Consider the following 17,186-nt stretch of genomic DNA (forward strand, 5'->3'; position numbering starts at 1 on the left):
AACAACAATTCGAAAAAGACTGCGGTAATGGTTATGAGTAAAGCGGACGCCTTCACCCAGGCAGGGAAAACCGCGGTGTTGCAGAACATTCAGGGCACTCTGCAATTCCTCCAGCGCTTCCCGCCCTTCAATCAGATGGAACACGCCCACCTCGCCTATCTGGTGGAGCAATGTCAGCTGCGCTTCTACGGCCAGGGCGAGAGCATCATCAAACCCGCCGATGGCCCGGTTGAACACTTCTATATCGTCAAACAGGGCCGCGTTGTCGGCGAGCGTCCGCACACGGCCAAGGGTGGCACCGAAACCACGTTTGAAATCACCACCGGCGAATGCTTTCCCCTCGCCGCGTTGCTGGGTGAGCGAGCGACCCGCACCGAGCATCTGGCCGGGGAAGATACCTTCTGCCTGCAACTGAACAAACCGGCGTTCATCAAACTGTTCGCCCTGTCCAACATCTTTCGCGATTTTGCCTTGCGCGGGGTCAGCAGCCTGCTCGATCAGGTCAACCAGCAAGTCCAGCAAAAAGCCGTGGAAACCCTCGGCACCCAGTATTCGCTGAATACCCGCCTCGGTGAGCTCGCGATGCGGCATCCGGTGACGTGCAGCCCTGAAACGCCGCTGCGTGAAGCGGTGAAATTGATGCACGAGCAGCAGGTCGGCAGCATCGTCGCGGTGGATGAGCACAAGGCGCCGCTGGGGATTTTCACCCTGCGAGATCTGCGCCATGTGGTGGCCGAAGGGGTGGACGATTTCAGCGAAGCCATTGAACGCCACATGACCCGTGCGCCCTTCTATCTTTCGCCGGATCACAGCGCCTTCGACGCGGCGATTGCCATGACCGAACGGCACATCGCCCACGTTTGTCTGGTCAAGGATCAGCGCCTGTGCGGCGTGGTGTCCGAGCGTGATCTGTTTTCCTTGCAGCGGGTCGATCTGGTGCATCTGGCCCGCACGATTCGCAGCGCCCAGCGCGTCGAACAACTGGTAACCCTGCGCGGCGAGATCGGCCAACTGGTCGAACGCATGCTCGCCCACGGCGCGTCGTCGACGCAGATCACCCACATCATCACCCTGCTCAACGATCACACCGTGTGCCGGGTGATCGAACTGACCCTCGCCGAAAAAGGCGACCCCGGCGTGCCGTTCAGTTGGCTGTGTTTCGGCAGCGAAGGCCGGCGCGAGCAAACGCTGCACACCGATCAAGACAACGGCATTCTGTTCGACGCCCGCGATGCCGCGCACGCGGCGGAGATTCGCGGCAAGCTGCTGCCCATCGCGCAGCAGATCAACCAGAGCCTGGCGCAGTGCGGCTTCACCCTGTGCAAGGGCAACATCATGGCCGGCAACCCGGAGCTGTGTTTGTCCCGGGCGGAGTGGGCGCGGCGCTTTGCGGCGTTTATTCGCGAGGCAACGCCGGAGAACCTGCTGGGCTCGAGCATCTATTTCGATCTGCGGGTGGTCTGGGGTGATGAACAGGGCTGCGCACAACTGCGCCGAGGAATTCTCGAACAGGTCGGCGACAACCGTTTGTTCCAGCGCATGATGGCCGACAACGCCTTGCGCAATCGCCCGCCGGTCGGGCGTTTCCGCGAGTTCGTGCTGGCGCGCAAGAACGGTGAAAAAGCCACACTGGATCTGAAAGTCCAGGGCCTGACGCCGTTCGTGGATGGCGCGCGCCTGCTCGCGCTGGCCAACGGCATCGACAGCAACAACACCCTTGAACGCTTCCGCCAACTGGTGGAAAAAGAAGTCATCGAGCGACTGGACGGCGCGGCGTATGAAGAGGCGTACCACTTCATTCAGCAAACCCGCATGCAGCAACATCAACTCCAGACCCGGGAGAATCTGCCGTACTCCAATCGTGTCGATCCCGACAGTCTCAATCATCTCGACCGACGCATCCTGCGCGAATCCCTGCGTCAGGCTCAGCGCCTGCAAAGCAGCCTGAGCCTGCGGTATCAGCTATGAGCCTGTTCTCGTGGTTGCGTCCCGCCAATCCGGTGGTGCCGGTGGATTTGCAGCAGCGTCTGGCCAAGCTGCCGGCGATCAGTGAACTGGGCGAATGCAGCCTGCGCGAACAGCGCTGGGTGGTGCTGGATCTGGAAACCACCGGGCTGAATATGAATAAGGATCGAGTGTTGTCGATTGGCGCGGTGGTGATCGAGGACGGCGCTATCGATTTCAGCCAGCAGTTCGAACGCACGCTGCAATGTCGTGAATTGAAGCTCAGCCCCAGCGTGTTGATTCATGGGCTGGGGCCGAATGCGATTGCCGCTGGCAGCGAGCCTGCCGAGGCGTTGCTGGAGTTCATGGAGTTTGTCGGTGACAGCCCGGTGCTGGCGTTTCATGCGCCGTTCGATCAGCACATGCTTGGGCGGGCGCTGAAGGAGCACTTGGGATACAAGTTGCAGCAGACGTTTCTGGATGTCGCGGATATTGCACCGCTGGTGTGCCCGCAGGCGAACATTCGCGAGGCCGGGCTGGATGAGTGGATCGACTGGTTCAAGCTTGAAGTGTTCGAGCGGCACAATGCGAGTGCCGATGCGCTGGCGACGGCGGAGCTGGCGTTGATCCTGTTCAGTCGGGCGCGGGGGCAGCAGATTCATAGCCCGCTGAATTTGCAGCAGCGGTTGAGTCAATGGAAGCGCAGGCAACAAACCCACTCTTTCTAACCCCGTAGGAGCTGCGTCCCTCCCACCCGACCAGTGGCCAATTGCTAACCATTCCCACCTCTGCCAGAATCGCGAACAATTCTCGTTGGTTAACATTTCCCAATCGGTGCGTCTGGTGTCGTCAGTCCCAAGCCCTCACAGTGAGCTCGTCGGTGCGATGTATCGCGACCATCGCGGTTGGCTGCTGGCGTGGCTGCGGCGCAATGTGGCGTGTCCGCAACGTGCCGAAGACCTGAGTCAGGACACCTTCGTGCGTCTGCTCGGTCGCGATGAACTGCCATCGCCGCGCGAGCCCCGGGCTTTCCTGGTGGCGATCGCCAAGGGTCTGCTGTTCGATTACTTCCGCCGTGCCGCGCTGGAACAGGCCTACCTCACCGAACTGATGCTGATTCCCGAAGGCGAACAGCCATCGGTGGAAGAACAGCAACTGATCCTCGAAGACCTCAAAGCCATCGACCGTCTGCTCGGCAAACTGTCGACCAAGGCCCGCGCCGCTTTCCTTTATAACCGCCTCGACGGCCTCAGCCATGCCGAGATCGCCGAGAAGCTCGGCGTGTCGGTACCGCGTGTGCGCCAGTATCTGGCGCAAGGGATTCGTCAGTGCTACATCGCCCTGTACGGTGAGCCGACATGAGCCCGGCCAGTTCCAGACCGGTGCCGGCGCATGTGCTGGACGCGGCGATTGCCTGGCAGCTGACGCTCGATTCGAGCAGCCCGCTGGAGCGCGAGGAATTCGCCAAATGGCACGCGGCCCATGAAGAACATGCGCGGGCGTGGCGCCAGTTGGGCATGCTCGATCAGCGTTTCAGCGTGGCCAAAGGGCCAGCCCGCAGTGCCTTGCTGCAATCACGCGAGGGCATTCGTCGTCGAGTGCGCAAGCTGGGCAGCGGATTGGCCAGTGTGGTGGCGGTGGTGGGGCTGGCGCTTTTTGCGGGCGATCGTTATCTGCCGCTGGATTACTGGCTGGCGGATCAGCGTACTGCGACTGGCGAACAGCGCACCGTGCGCCTGGCCGACGGCACCGTGCTCAATCTCAACACCCACAGCGCTGTGGATGTGCGCTTCGATGACAAGCAACGCCTGATTGTTTTGCAGGAAGGCGAAATCCTCGTCGAAACCGGCCACGGTGACGCGAGGCCATTCATTGTGGAAACACGCGAGGGCAGCATGCGTGCATTGGGCACGCGATTCCTGGTCAAGCGCGAAGAAGAAGGGACGCGCCTGAGCGTGTTGCAGTCGGCAGTCGCTGCGCATACGCAATCGAAACCTGAAGAACAGATCCTGCGTGAAGGCCAACAAGTGCTGCTGCGCCATGACGGACTGGACGCCATTGTCGCGCTCAACCCTGGCGCCGATGCGTGGACGCGCGGGATGCTGGTGGTCGATAACGCGCGACTGGGGGATCTGGTGCACGAGTTGGGGCGTTATCGACGCGGACATTTGGGCGTGGCACCGGAAGTAGCTGACTTGCGCATTACCGGCAGCTTCCCGTTGCACGACACCGATAAAGCCTTGAGCGCCCTGCTGCCGACCCTGCCGGTGCAGATCGAACAGCACACGCCATTTTGGGTCACCGTGGCGAAGGCTGATACCAAACCTGATTAATGTGGTGCCTGAGCTTTAGCTTTCGCGAGCAGGCTCGCTCCCACATTGGGATGCGTTACCCCTGTGGGAGCGAGCCTGCTCGCGAAGACGTCATCTGCCACAACTCGCCTTTCAGTTAATCGAAATTATTTTCATCCAGCCCTATCACTTTTCCGATCTCGTCCGGCACACAGGCAATTGAGAAATGTTTCCATTCAGGAGCCGCCGTATGTCCCGTTCGCTAGACACCTTGTTGCGCCCCAGTCTGCTGGCCGTCGCCATCGCTCTGGGCGCCCCGCTGATCAGCAGCCCGTTGTTCGCCGCTGAACAAGCGTCCAGCGTGCGAGTCTACAACCTGCCGGCCGCGCCTCTGTCCACCACGTTGAACCAGATCGCCAGCCAGGGTGGCCTCGCGCTGTCGCTGAATCCGTCACTGGCGGCAGGCAAGACCTCGGCCCCGGTGAACGGCCAGTACGACGCCACTGGCGCATTGCGTGCAGCGTTGCAAGGCACTGGCCTGCAACTGGAACAAAGCAGCACCGGCACTTACACCTTGGTCGCTGTGCCTGAGGGTGTGATGGCGCTGCCGGAAACATCGGTGATCGGTGTGGAAAATCTGGAAACCGCCTGGAGCCCTGTCGAGGGCTACACCGCCACGCGCACCGCCGCCGGCACCAAGACCGACACCGCGCTGGTCGAAGCACCGCGCTCGATCTCCGTCGCCACCCGCCAGCAAATGGACGACCGTGGCGTGCACAGCCTCGATGACGCCGTGCGCTACATGCCAGGCATCACCGCCAGCAGCTACGGCAGCGACACCCGCGCGGACTGGCTGCGCGTACGCGGCTTCGAACCGACCCAGTTCCTCGACGGTCTGCCGCTGCCAAAAGGCGTGTACGCCAACCCGAAACAGGAAACCTGGAACCTCGACCGCCTCGCCCTGCTCCGTGGCCCGGCCTCGTCGGTGTACGGCCAGACCCCGCCGGGCGGCCTGCTGGATATGGTCAGCCGCCGTCCAAGTGACATCGCCAGCAGCGAAATTCAGCTGCAATACGGCAGCGACAACCATCGCCAGATCAACTTCGCCAGCACCGGCAAGATCGATGAGGCGGGTCAGTTTCTCTATGGCATCAGCGGCGTCGTACGTGACAGCGGTACTCAGGTCGACCACGTTGACAACAAGCGCTACAACATCGCGCCGAGCCTGACCTGGAACATCGACGACGACACCAAATTCACCCTGTTGAGCCAGTTCACCCGCGACGATACCGGCATCACCAGCCAGTTCCTGCCGATTCAGGGCACCAAGATCAAGTCGCCGCTGGGAGACATTTCCCATCACAAGAATCTGGGTGACCCGGATTGGGAATACTACGACCGCACTTACTACGCGCTGGGCTACGCGTTCGAACATCGCTTGAACGATACGTGGCAGTTCAAGCAGAACCTGCGTTACACCAAGTCGGATCTGTCGTTCCAGGCACTGACCGTTGGCTCGTACCCGTTCACCGAAGTGGATGATCAGGGCAACGTCGGCCGTACCAGCACCAGCGTCGACGAAGACATCAGCCAGTTCGCCGTGGACAACAACTTCCAGGCCGATTTCGCCACTGGCGATATCCGCCACACCTTGCTGCTGGGTCTGGATCACCAGCGCAGCAACACCAACTACACCTCTATATTTGGTGATGGTCTTCAAACCAACGTGATCAACCCGATCTACGGCCAGCCGATCGTGCGTCCGGCGCGCTCCACAGCGTTTTACGACTACAACCAGAAGACCTACCAGACCGGCCTCTACGTCCAAGATCAAATGGCCCTCGACCAATGGCGCCTGACCCTCGGCGGCCGTGAAGACTGGGTTCACACCAGCACGCGATTCATCAACAAAGCAGGCGCCACCAACACCCAGCGCGACAAGGCGTTCAGCGGCAACGCGGCACTCAGCTATGTGTTCGATTCAGGCTTCGTGCCGTACCTGTCGTACGCCGAATCCTTCCAGCCGACCACGGGCGCCGACGCTACCTCCACCGGTTCGCTCAAGCCAACCGAAGGCAAGCAATGGGAGCTGGGCATCAAGTACCAGCCGCCGGGCAGCAAGACGCTGTTGAGCGCCGCCGTGTATGACCTCACCCAGAAAAACGTCTCGGTCAACACCTTCGTCGACGGCGTGTCGATCACCAGCCAGACCGGCGAAGTGAAAGTCAAAGGCCTTGAGCTGGAAGCGGTCTCGGACGTTACCGATAACCTGAAAGTCATCGCCGCCTACACCCTGGCCAAATCCGAAGTGCAGAACGGCACCGACAAGGGCAATCGCCTGCAACTGATGCCCAACCAGCAAGCGTCGTTGTGGACCGATTACACCTGGCACACCGGCGTACTCGACGGCTTCGGCATCGGTGCCGGCGTGCGTTACACCGGCAACACTTACGGCGACAAGGCCAACACCTGGCTGGGCAAGGCGGACGCCTACACCGTGTTCGACGCGAGCGTGCATTACGACCTCGGCCGTCTGGACAACAGCCTCAAGGGCGCGTCGCTGGCACTGAACGCGACCAACCTGTTCGACAAGGAATACATTTCCACCTGCGACAGCTTCTACTGCTACTACGGCGACACGCGCAGTGTCGTCGCCAGCGCCACTTATAAGTGGTAAGCGATTGAGCTGAAACAGGTCATGTCACCCGGCCGTCCTTCGTGGACGGCTTTGGTGTTTTTGAAGGTCATGAAATGAAAAGTAAAACAATCCGCCGCTGGTCGTTCATCCACACCTGGACCAGCCTGATCTGCACCGTGTTTTTGCTGATGCTGGCCTTGACCGGCCTGCCGTTGATTTTCAGCCATGAAATCGACCACCTGCTCGGCGATGCTCCCGTAGTGCGCGAGATGCCGGCCGACACGCCGCGCCTGAATCTGGCGCAACTGGTCGAGGCAGCGGAAAAACATCGCCCGGATGACGTCGTGCAGTACTTCGGCTTCGACGACGATGAGCCGAACGCCGTGCTGACGATCATGGCGAAAACCGCCGGCACCGAGCCCAACTCTTCGCACACCTTCATGCTCGATGCCCGCACCGGCGAAGCGCTGGAAACGCCTTCGGCGAACGGCGGTTTGATGCTGTTCATCCTGCGCCTGCACGTCGACGTGTTCGCCGGGTTGCCGGGCAAGTTGCTGCTGGCGTTCATGGGGCTGTTGTTTGTCGTGGCGATAGTTTCCGGGACGGTGCTGTACCTGCCGTTCATGCGCCGTTTGAAGTTCGGCACCGTGCGCCAGGACAAATCCACCCGCCTGCGCTGGCTCGACCTGCATAACCTGATCGGCGTCGTCACGCTGACCTGGGCGCTGGTTGTCGGCGTGACCGGTGTGATCAGCGCCTGCGCCGACTTGCTGATCGCTGCATGGCGCAACGACTCGCTCAATACCTTGATCGCGCCCTATCGCGATGCGCCACCGCTGACCCATCTGGCCCCGGCCACCCGCTTGCTCGACATTGCCGGCGAAGTCGCGCCGGGCATGAAGCCGGATTTCATCGCCTTCCCCGGCACGCGGTTTTCCAGCGAGCACCATTACTCGGTGTTCATGAAGGGCGGCACGCATTTGACCTCTCACCTGCTGACGCCGGTATTGATCGACGCGACGACCCTGCAAGTCACCGCCGTGGCGGAACGACCGTGGTACATGGACGCCATGGGCATGTCCCAGCCGCTGCACTTCGGTGACTACGGCGGCATGCCGATGAAGATTCTCTGGGCCGCCCTCGATGTACTGACAATCATCGTGCTCGGCAGCGGCGTGTATCTGTGGGTAGTACGGCGCAGAGCGGCCAAGCCCGTGCTGGAAACGACGGAGGCCTCTGCATGAAGCCGCGTCAGTCGAATTTCTGGAAGGTGTTCAGCACGCCGCTGGTGATCGCGCTACTCAGTGCGGCGGGGTTGTTTGCGGCGTTGCTGGGGGATGGGGTTTGGGATGCGCTGAGTTGGATCGGCTTGGGTGTGCCGGCATTTCTGGCCATAAGAGGTCTATTGCTGCGAAGCTGAAAAACCCTGTAGGAGTGAGCCTGCTCGCGATGGCTGCGGGTCAGTCAACATAGGTATTAAATGTCATTACGCTATCGCGATCAGGCTCACTCCTGCATTTGGTTCGGCGCAAGGCTTGAGCTCGTGCACTGACAGGCTATGCTGCCCCATCACTGTCCTGATCGAGACCCTGCCAATGTCCGTCCCCAGCATGACCCTGTTCCACAACACGCTCTCCCCGTTCGTACGCAAAGTGATGGTGTTTCTGCACGAGACCGGCCAGCAGGATCGCGTCGCGTTGCAAGACTGTGTGCTCAGCCCGGTCAGCCCCAGTGCCGAGCTCAACGCCGACAACCCGCTGGGCAAGATCCCGGCCCTGCGCTTGGCCGACGGCAATGTCATCCATGACAGCCGCGTGATCCTCGATTACCTCGACCACCAACACGTCGGCAACCCGCTGATCCCTCGCGACGGTTCGGCCCGCTGGCGGCGTCTGACCCTGGCCTCGATGGCCGACGGAATCATGGATGCCTCGGTGATGGTGCGTTACGAGCAGGTGCTGCGTGCACCGGAAAAACACTGGGACGAATGGCTCGAAGCCCAGCGCGACAAGATCCGTCGCGCCCTCGCCCTGCTGGAAAAAGACGCGATTGCCGAGCTGACCAGCCATTTCGATGTAGCGGCGATCAGCGTGGCGTGTGCACTTGGCTACCTCGATCTGCGCTTCCCGGACCTGGGCTGGCGTGAGGCCAACCCACAACTGGCCAACTGGTTCTTTGAAGTCAGTCAGCGACCGTCCATGATCGCGACCATGCCCAAGCCTTAAAACGGCGGCGCCTGTTCCGGCCTCTTCGCGAGCAGGCTCGCTCCTACAAGTGATTTGTGTTCATGCACAGTGTGGGAGTGAGCCTGCTCGCGATGGCACCACCTCGGTTCCGGCGGCAGTGACGCAAAGATCAGCGTCACCAACACCTCAGCCTCCCGCTGATCCTCACGCAGCCCGCTCATTGCACCGCCCCGATATCAAACTCCAGCGGCTTCTGCGGCTTCTGCCCGATACCGTACCAATCGAGTTTGCGCGTCAGCACCATAAACACACCGAGCAAGCCGAACAGCAGCAGCGAACCCATGAGCAGCGCGTAATCCTCGGCACTCAACAAGCCATAGAGCAGGCCATACAACGCCGCCAACCCCGCCGAAAAACTCAAGCCATGACGCACGCTGTGCAGCACGTGGCAGACATAGAACCCGATCAGCAACACACAACCACTGGCCGACAACAGATACGCCAGGGCAAACCCGATGTGTTCCGACAGCGACAGCAGCAACAGGTAAAAGAACGCCAGCGCCACCCCCACCAACGCATATTGCACCGGGTGCACCGCCAGACTCTTGAGCACTTCGAAGAGGAAGAAACCGGCGAACGTCAGGACGATAAACAACAGCGCATATTTGATCGCCCGGTCACTCTTCAGATATTGATCCACCGGGTCGATGAAGCTCACGCCGAAGCTACGGGCATTGAAGCCATCGCAATCATTGCTGCTGACACAGCGGCTCATGGCGTCTTGCAGGTTGGTGGAGAAGAACGTGGTCTGCCAGTCGGCGCTGAAACCGGCGTCGTTGATTTCCCGTTTGGCCGGCAGGAAGTTGCCGATGAAGCTTGGGTGCGGCCAGTTGGCGGTCAGGCTGACGCTGCTGCTCTTGCCCACCGGCAGCACCTGCAATGAACCGGTGCCTTGCAGACGCAGGTCGAAACCGAACGCCAGTTCGTTGGTTTTGCTGGTGTCGAGCTGCGGCAGCGTCACTCGCACACCCTCGCCGAGCCAGCCGACTTGAGTCCCGGGAACGAAGTCCAGGCGCTGGCCGTCGAGTTCCAGTTTCAAGGCATTTTCGATGCCGCGAATGTCGCTGATGCCGACCGCGAGAAACGGCGCATCGAACTGGTAATCGGCGAAGTCTTCCTTGATGCCCAATTGCGCTGGCAGCGAAAAACTGCCGTTGATGCGGTTCTCGGCATGGAACAGCCGCGCTTCGTAAATGCCCCGGGCGCGCAGTTCGGTCTGTACCTGGCCATCGAGTTCGAACCGTTCCGGCAGAAAGTACAAACGCCCGCGTTCTTCGCTCGGCTCGTCATAGCGCTTGTTGGTTTTGTCGTTGAGCTTCCAGTTGTGAATCACTTTGCGGTACGGCACCACCATCACCGGGCCGCTGATCTGCTGGCTGTAACTGGAGCTGCGGGCAATGTCTTGCAGCACGCCGTCGCGCAGTTGCTGGCGCTCGTCGATGACCCCGTCGATCATCAGCAGTGGTATCAGCAACAGCAGGATCAACAGGGCAATGGCCCCGAGCTTTATGGTCAGATTCTTGTTCATGGGACTCTCCCTGTTTTGATGGGCAGAGTCTGGATGGGCTGTATGGGGAATTTGTGGGGGGAATGTGGAGATTGTGTGGAGACTTCAACGGCCCCTTCGCGAGCAGGCTCGCTCCTAAATTGGAATGCGCCACCTGTGGGAGCGAGCCTGCTCGCGAAGGCAGCGACTCGGTCTCAAGGCAAGCGCAATGTCACTTCAACGCCATTTTCAACATTGCGAATACTCATCGACCCACCATGCAACTTGACCACTTCCTCGACGAAGTTGAGTCCCAGTCCGGTACTTTTGCGTCCACTGTCCGGGCGCGGCAATGAATAGAAGCGTTCAGTCAAACGCGGCAAAGCGTAGTCAGGAATCGCCGCCGTCTCATTGAACAAACGAAATTCGATTTGCTCGCCAACCCGCTCGGCACTGAACCGCAGCAACCCCTCGACCGGGGTGAAATCCAGCGCATTCTCCAGCAGATTACCCAGCGCCTGACGCAGCAAAAATGGCTCGCCGATCAGCAGCAGACTCGCCGAGATCGCCTGTTCAATGCGCAGCTGCTTGCCTTCGATTCGCGCGGTCTGAGCCTGCAACAACTCATCGACCAACACCGCCAGCGGCACGGCCACTCGTTCCTCAAGACCCTGGCGCTGCTCAACCTGCGCCAGATTCAGCAAGCGCTCGATCAACTGCTGCATCCGCGCACTTTCGCTGTCGATATTGCCGACAAAGCGCAGGCGCTGAACCGGCGACATATCGCCCTGCAGCAACTCCGCCGCACCGCGAATCGCCGCCAGCGGACTTTTCAATTCATGGGTCAGCGTGTGCACATAGCGTTCAACGTAGGCCTTGCCTTCCAGTTGCGTACGCATCTGCTCGACCGCTGTGGCCAGTTGCTCAAGTTCGCCACCGCGATAGTGCGGCACTTCCACTCGCCGGCCTTCACTGACGGCCTGGGCATAACCGGTCAAGCGATGCAGTGCGCGGCTCAGCCACCATGACAGCAAGGCGCCGAACAACAAACCGAGGCCAATCAGACCGGCGCCATAAAACAGCAAACGCCGTTCGGTGCGATCAACGTAAGGCTGTAGCGAGCTGTTGGGTTTAGCCACGGTCACTACGCCGATGATCAGGCCGTTGTCGCGGATCGGCGCGCCGACGTGCATCACCGACGAGCTCGGGTCATCCGGATCGCTGCGGCTGGAACGCGCGCCGTATTCGCCGCGCAAAGTCAGGTAGACGTCATTCCAGCGCGAATAATCTTGCCCCACCGCCACACCGCTGGAATCCAGCACCACCCGGCCCTTGGCGTCGGTGACGTAGATGCGATGGTTGACCTGATTCTTCGGCAGGCCCCAGATCGTCGCTTGCGGCTGGCGTTCGCCGTAGGCGCGCAGCAACTCGGGCCAGCGATTCTCGCTGAGGGTGCCGGCCTTGAAATCGTCGCGCAGGATTTCCGCCAGCAGGTTGGCGGTGTCGACCAGGGTTTCTTCGGTGGACTGACGCACACCGGGACGGATTTCCTCCATCACCGTGTTGAGCACGAAATAACCGGTCAGGCCGACAAACAGCACATACACCAGGAAAATCCGCAGCCCCAACGACATCAGCTGTGCCCCGGGCTGTAGCTGTAACCGAGGCCACGATGGGTCTGGATCGGCTCGGCTTCGGCACGCACCAGACGCAGCTTGGCGCGCACGCTTTTGATGTGGCTGTCGATGCTGCGCTCGTAACCGGCGTCAGCAGCAACACCTAACGCGTCGAGCAATTGCTCGCGGCTGAACACCCGCTCCGGTTGGTCGAGCAGGCATTGCAGCAGGCGGAATTCGTGACGGGTCAGGCTCAGAGGCTGACCGCGATAAGCAATCTGCACGCGCTCGGGATCGATGCGAAACAACGCCGAGGACACCTCAACCGTGGGCCGTGGCGCCATGCGCTTGAGAATCGCGCGAACCCGCGCTGCCACTTCCCGAGGGCTGAACGGCTTGACCACGTAGTCGTCGGCACCGATTTCAAGCCCCACGACACGGTCGATCTCGGCGTCCCGCGCACTGAGGAACAGCACCGGCACTTCACTGAAGCGGCGCAGCTGTTTGCAGGTTTCGAAACCGCTGATGTCCGGCAGGCCGATGTCGAGAATGATCAGATCGGCCGGGGTCTGGCGCTGATGTTCCAGCGCCGCTGCGCCGAGGCTCACCCAAGTGGTGGTGAACCCCTCGCCCTGCAAGGCAAATATCAGCGTATCGGCAATCGCCGCTTCGTCTTCGACAATCAGGATATGAGGCATGGCGTCCGAGCCCGTGGGTTAAGTGCGCGAACGGTGCCCCAAGCCTGACGTTACGTCAATGAGACCACTTGGCTTAACAGTCCGGTTTGTCGGCGGTGAAGCGCCGCGCTGGGTTCACTGCTGCGCCAAACTCGCGCAAGGCCTTGGCACCGATCAGCAGCGGATAGTTGAAGTTGCTGCGGTCGGTCAGGTTGACCTCCACGGTGCGCTTGACGTTGCCCAGGCACAGCTCCAGATCGACCACCGGGCGCTTGGCGACTTCGGTGGCTTCGCGATCTTCGTCTTCTTCATCGGAGCGGCTCTTGATCTTGCTGATGCGCGCAACCTTGTGTTCGTAGACCTTGTTGCTGGCGTCCTTGGTGCCGAGGCGGAAGCGCACCCAGTCGTCGCCATCGCGGGTGAAAGTCTCGATGTCCTTGGCCGACAGCGACGCGGTCAGCGCGCCGGTGTCCATTTTGGCCTTGAGCACTTCACCGCCGATTTCCGGCAGTGCGATGTATTCGTAACGCCCGTACAGGGTCGGCTCGGCGGCCATGACTGGCAGGGCGACGAGGGCAAACAGTGCAAGGAGGGATTTCACGTAAGGGGCTTCCTTGAAAAATGAGGGCGGCAGACGTGGGATTTTAGACCTTGTTCCACCCGATCGTTCCCACGCTCTGCGTGAGCATGCATCCAGTGACGCTCTGCGTCACAGGGACGCGGAGCGTCCCGGGCGGCGTTCCCACGCAGAGCGTGGGAACGATCATCCAACCCGCAGCATAGCGGTACAAAAGTGAAACATTCGTCAGTGCAAATTTGGCCTGTCGCCCGAAGCCACTTATCATGGCGCGTCCATCCGCTTTCATAGAGTTGCTTATGCGCCGCCTGCTCACCGGCTGTTTCGTCACCCTGCTGCTGTTGCTCAACACCCTGATCCTGATCGGGCCGTTGATGATCTTTGCCCTGCTCAAACTGGTAGCGCCCGGGCGCTGGCGTGATTACGCGTCGGGGGCGGTAATGTGGATTGCCGAGACCTGGGCAGAAATCGACAAGCTGATTTTTCGCCTGTGCATTCCTACTCAATGGGACATTCGTGGCGGCGAAAACCTGCGCGGCGACACCTCTTATCTGGTGGTCAGCAACCATCAGTCGTGGGTCGACATTCCGGCGCTGATCCAGACCCTCAACCGGCGCACGCCGTTCTTCAAGTTCTTCCTCAAGAAAGAACTGATCTGGGTGCCGTTTCTGGGCCTGGCCTGGTGGGCCCTGGATTACCCGTTCATGAAGCGCTACACCAAGGCGTTTCTGGCGAAGAACCCGGAACTGGCGGGCAAGGATCTGGAGATCACCAAACAGGCATGCGAGCTGTTCAAGCGTCAGCCCGTGACCGTGGTGAATTATCTGGAGGGCACCCGATACACCGCTGCGAAAAGCGCGCAGCAACAGTCACCGTTCAGCCACTTGCTCAAGCCCAAGGCTGGCGGCGTGGCGTTTGTATTGGCGGCGATGGGTGAACAACTGGATGCGATCCTCGACGTCACCGTGGTTTATCCACAGGCGACGATTCCAGGATTCTGGGATTTGATCAGCGGCAACGTGCCGCGAGTGATCATCGACATCAAGACCCGCGAACTCGACCCGGCGCTGTGGCAGGGCGATTACGAAAACGATCCGGTGTTTCGCCAGAAGGTCCAGAACTGGGTCAACCAGCTCTGGACCGAGAAAGATCAGCGCATCGCTGAACTGAAGAGCGGGCGCGGCTGAATCAGCTACCGGTGCCAGTGCCCCAGATGCCGCCCAGACTGCTCAGCAGCGAGCCGCCAACGCCCTGCTGACCGAGGTATTGCAGAATCACCGGGGCAAACTGGCCGATCATGCCGCTGTCCATGCCCAAGGCGCTGAACGCATTGTTCAGGTCATTGGTGTCCTTGACGTTGCCCAAGGCATTTTCCAGCCCGGCCGACTTGCCCGACGAGCCGAGCAAACCGCTCAGCGCAGCCAGATTGCCACCGCCGCCGGAGAGTTTGTCGATGCCCGGCACTTCCTTGGCCAATTGCGAATAGTCGGTGCTGCTCAGCTGGTTCTTCGCCAGCCCCAGCATCGCACTGGTGCCGCCCACGGCTTGCTGCGGGGTAACGTTCAGCGCACTCAGAGCGCTCAACAAACCAGCGGTTTCCGAGGTCGGTGCCGCAGCGGCAGCCTTGTCGCCGCCCTGCATGCTCGAAGCTGCCTTGGTCACATCGTCCAGGCTGAAACCGGCGAACACCGGGCCGGCCGCCAGGGTCATGAGTGATGCCAAAGCAAAACCGCGTGAAATCTTCATTCAGACATCCTCTTGCGCTGTGGAAACCACCCGTCAAATGGGCGGTGAAGCTGCCGGTTTGACCGGGTATCCGCCGGCATGTTCCTCGCCCGCGCATCCATTTTCAGCATAGCCACGTATATAAAACGTGAAACCCTGGAATTGCCGCGATGAATGGCACAAGCGCCATCACTGAACTAGCCTGTGAACAGCCCGAGATCAGTCCTTGTCGCCCACGCCTTGCCTGGAGACTCATCATTTCCATCGCCGACACCGATCAGCTGCGACACCTGTTGGCCCAGTGCTCACTGGGCGACCGTCGCGCGTTCGAAACGCTGTACCGCAGCGTCGGCCCGCGCCTGCACGGCGTCGCCTTGCGCTTTATGGGCCGACCCGATCTGGCCGAAGAAGTGCTGCAGGAAAGCTTCGTGCGCATCTGGAACAACGCCTCGCGTTACGAAGCGCATCTGTCGGCGCCGCTGACCTGGATGATCAACATCACCCGCAATCAGGCCATCGACCAACTGCGCAAACAGCGCGACCGGCCGCTGAGCGATCTCGAACTGGACGCGCTGCCGGACGAAAGTCCTTCGGCACATGAACAATTGAGCAGCGCCCGCGAGGCTCAGGCGCTGAACCGTTGCCTGGAAACCCTCGACAGCATGCAGCGCCAGTCGATCAGCGTGGCCTACTTTCAGGGCCTGTCGTGTACCGAACTGGCCGAGCATCTGGCCACGCCGCTGGGCACGGTCAAGTCGTGGATCCGCCGGGGCATGGAACGCCTGCGCCGGTGCCTTGAATCATGAACTACCAGACCCCTGCCCTGCGCCGTTCCCTCGCAGCCGATTACGCCATCGGCTTGATGAGCCCGGCTGCGCGTCGACGCTTCGAACAATTGCTGCTCGACGACGCAGCACTGCGTGCCGAGCTGGCGCACTGGCAAGATACGCTGGCGACCCTCACCGAATCCCTGCCGGAGCAACCGGTGCCCGACCGCGTATGGCATGGCATTACCGCGCGGATTGAGCCGCAAGTCCTGCACGTGCCGGAAAAACGTCCGTTCTGGAACTGGCTGCGCGTTACGGCTGCGCTGTGTTCGATCGTGGTGCTGGTGTTCCTCGGCTCGCTGTACAACCGCGACGACGCCCGCTACCGCGCCACCCTGCTGAGCGCCGACGCGCAACCGGCGCTCAAGGTCGAGGCGCATGCTGATTATCTGCAAGTCGAGCCGCTGACCCTCGCCGCCATCGATCCAACTCGCAGCCTGGAACTGTGGGCGATCCCGGCGGATGGCAAGCCGATTTCGCTGGGTGTGATCCCGGCGGGGGGTAAGGGCAAGGTTGAGTTGAGTGAGGCGCAGAAAGTCTTGATCGGCAAGCCGGTTGCGTTGGCGGTGACTCTTGAGCCGAAGGGTGGCTCGCCGACGGGCAAACCGACGGGGCCGGTGTTGTATCAAGGGGCGTTGGCGGCGCTCTGACTTTGAATCCATTAGCTCAGATTCTTCTTACCAGGCTCATCACCATCTCAAAAAAAGCTAAAAAACTGTCAGATCTGACAGTTGGCGCCAGTCCCCTACAACGCCAACATTGGTGCTCCCATTACGTAACGGAGTACAAATGATGAAGTTGAAAATTGTCGCAGGTGTCCTGGTTTCGGCGGCTATGATGAGCACCGCCTATGCAGCAACGTGCCCGACTCTCTCGGTGACCCATTCTCAAGACGCCGAAGATCTAACCTTCACCTCTGCACGCCTTAAAGACAAAGACAGTTCCAATTCAGTTGTTATCTGCCGATTTGAAGGCAAGGACGACATCGCCGCCTCGATCGGTTACAGAAACGATACTCCGGTAAAAGCGACCATCCCTGCGAATTGGAGCGGCGATGACTGTTCTGTCAAGGACGGTGATGCCCGCAAATGCGCGTTCGAGGTAGCGAAATAACAAACAAAAAAGGGCAACCCGAGGGCTGCCCTACTTATAGGGGTGA

General features: G+C 60.6%; 17 protein-coding genes. 12 read left to right on the forward strand and 5 right to left on the reverse strand.

The window, feature by feature from the left end; translation table 11 throughout:
- Window positions 1-27 precede the first annotated feature (27 nt).
- The 8 genes from ACA069_RS26140 (at window position 28) to ACA069_RS26175 (ending at window position 9,098) form a co-directional block, all read left to right on the forward strand.
- Window positions 28-1,968 carry a DUF294 nucleotidyltransferase-like domain-containing protein gene (locus ACA069_RS26140; RefSeq protein ID WP_497615484.1) on the forward strand — a complete coding sequence of 647 codons (1,941 nt, stop codon included), beginning with the start codon at window positions 28-30 and terminating at the stop codon, window positions 1,966-1,968.
- Window positions 1,965-2,672: a 3'-5' exonuclease gene (locus tag ACA069_RS26145; protein WP_497615485.1), complete on the forward strand. Its 708-nt coding sequence runs from the start codon at window positions 1,965-1,967 to the stop codon at window positions 2,670-2,672. Before ACA069_RS26140 ends, ACA069_RS26145 begins: the two co-directional genes overlap by 4 nt.
- A 157-nt stretch (window positions 2,673-2,829) precedes the next feature.
- Entirely contained in the window at window positions 2,830-3,306 is a 477-nt protein-coding gene (locus tag ACA069_RS26150; RefSeq protein WP_222944273.1) for an RNA polymerase sigma factor, read from the forward strand.
- The gene (locus tag ACA069_RS26155) at window positions 3,303-4,277 is read left to right on the forward strand and encodes a FecR domain-containing protein (RefSeq protein WP_489879372.1); all 975 of its coding nucleotides are present in this window, start codon (window positions 3,303-3,305) and stop codon (window positions 4,275-4,277) included. The genes ACA069_RS26150 and ACA069_RS26155 overlap by 4 nt, the downstream gene beginning before the upstream one ends.
- A gap of 208 nt (window positions 4,278-4,485) precedes the next feature.
- Window positions 4,486-6,912, forward strand: a complete 2,427-nt coding sequence (locus ACA069_RS26160) for a TonB-dependent siderophore receptor (RefSeq protein ID WP_497615486.1) — start codon at window positions 4,486-4,488, stop codon at window positions 6,910-6,912.
- Window positions 6,913-6,986: 74 nt separating this feature from the next.
- On the forward strand, window positions 6,987-8,117 hold the full coding sequence (locus ACA069_RS26165; RefSeq protein ID WP_497615487.1) for a PepSY-associated TM helix domain-containing protein: 1,131 nt from the start codon (window positions 6,987-6,989) through the stop codon (window positions 8,115-8,117).
- A complete protein-coding gene (locus ACA069_RS26170) occupies window positions 8,114-8,293 on the forward strand; it encodes a hypothetical protein (protein ID WP_401268181.1) in 180 nt (59 codons plus the stop codon). Before ACA069_RS26165 ends, ACA069_RS26170 begins: the two co-directional genes overlap by 4 nt.
- Before the next feature lie 175 nt (window positions 8,294-8,468).
- Window positions 8,469-9,098 carry a glutathione S-transferase gene (locus tag ACA069_RS26175; protein WP_497615488.1) on the forward strand — a complete coding sequence of 210 codons (630 nt, stop codon included), beginning with the start codon at window positions 8,469-8,471 and terminating at the stop codon, window positions 9,096-9,098.
- A 178-nt stretch (window positions 9,099-9,276) separates the two neighbouring features.
- On the opposite strand, the gene creD is transcribed toward ACA069_RS26175, so the two are convergent.
- From creD to rloA2, 4 genes are all read right to left on the reverse strand, one after another.
- Entirely contained in the window at window positions 9,277-10,647 is a 1,371-nt protein-coding gene (creD, locus tag ACA069_RS26180) for a cell envelope integrity protein CreD (protein WP_497615489.1), read from the reverse strand.
- A 173-nt stretch (window positions 10,648-10,820) separates the two neighbouring features.
- Window positions 10,821-12,239 (reverse strand): two-component system sensor histidine kinase CreC, encoded by a 1,419-nt coding sequence (creC, locus tag ACA069_RS26185; RefSeq protein ID WP_497615490.1) that lies wholly within the window; start codon window positions 12,237-12,239, stop codon window positions 10,821-10,823.
- Window positions 12,239-12,919: a two-component system response regulator CreB gene (gene creB / locus ACA069_RS26190; protein ID WP_401268192.1), complete on the reverse strand. Its 681-nt coding sequence runs from the start codon at window positions 12,917-12,919 to the stop codon at window positions 12,239-12,241. The genes creC and creB overlap by 1 nt, the downstream gene beginning before the upstream one ends.
- 73 nt (window positions 12,920-12,992) lie before the next feature.
- Window positions 12,993-13,499 carry a retropepsin-like aspartic peptidase RloA2 gene (gene rloA2 / locus ACA069_RS26195; protein ID WP_187680766.1) on the reverse strand — a complete coding sequence of 169 codons (507 nt, stop codon included), beginning with the start codon at window positions 13,497-13,499 and terminating at the stop codon, window positions 12,993-12,995.
- A 275-nt stretch (window positions 13,500-13,774) separates the two neighbouring features.
- On the opposite strand from rloA2, the gene yihG reads away from it, so the two are divergent.
- The gene (yihG, locus tag ACA069_RS26200; protein WP_497615491.1) at window positions 13,775-14,662 is read left to right on the forward strand and encodes a 1-acylglycerol-3-phosphate O-acyltransferase, YihG family; all 888 of its coding nucleotides are present in this window, start codon (window positions 13,775-13,777) and stop codon (window positions 14,660-14,662) included.
- Between the two features lies 1 nt (window position 14,663).
- Here yihG and ACA069_RS26205 read toward each other — a convergent pair whose 3' ends face one another.
- On the reverse strand, window positions 14,664-15,221 hold the full coding sequence (locus tag ACA069_RS26205; RefSeq protein ID WP_497615492.1) for a DUF2780 domain-containing protein: 558 nt from the start codon (window positions 15,219-15,221) through the stop codon (window positions 14,664-14,666).
- A gap of 149 nt (window positions 15,222-15,370) precedes the next feature.
- Here ACA069_RS26205 and ACA069_RS26210 point away from each other — a divergent pair, with 149 nt between their 5' ends.
- The 3 genes from ACA069_RS26210 (at window position 15,371) to ACA069_RS26220 (ending at window position 17,140) form a co-directional block, all read left to right on the forward strand.
- On the forward strand, window positions 15,371-16,006 hold the full coding sequence (locus ACA069_RS26210; protein ID WP_401268199.1) for a sigma-70 family RNA polymerase sigma factor: 636 nt from the start codon (window positions 15,371-15,373) through the stop codon (window positions 16,004-16,006).
- The gene (locus tag ACA069_RS26215) at window positions 16,003-16,677 is read left to right on the forward strand and encodes an anti-sigma factor (protein WP_401268202.1); all 675 of its coding nucleotides are present in this window, start codon (window positions 16,003-16,005) and stop codon (window positions 16,675-16,677) included. The genes ACA069_RS26210 and ACA069_RS26215 overlap by 4 nt, the downstream gene beginning before the upstream one ends.
- Window positions 16,678-16,816: 139 nt before the next feature.
- On the forward strand, window positions 16,817-17,140 hold the full coding sequence (locus ACA069_RS26220; protein ID WP_489879364.1) for a hypothetical protein: 324 nt from the start codon (window positions 16,817-16,819) through the stop codon (window positions 17,138-17,140).
- Window positions 17,141-17,186 lie beyond the last annotated feature (46 nt).

The sequence above is a fragment of the Pseudomonas sp. LBUM1652 genome (assembly GCF_059716105.1).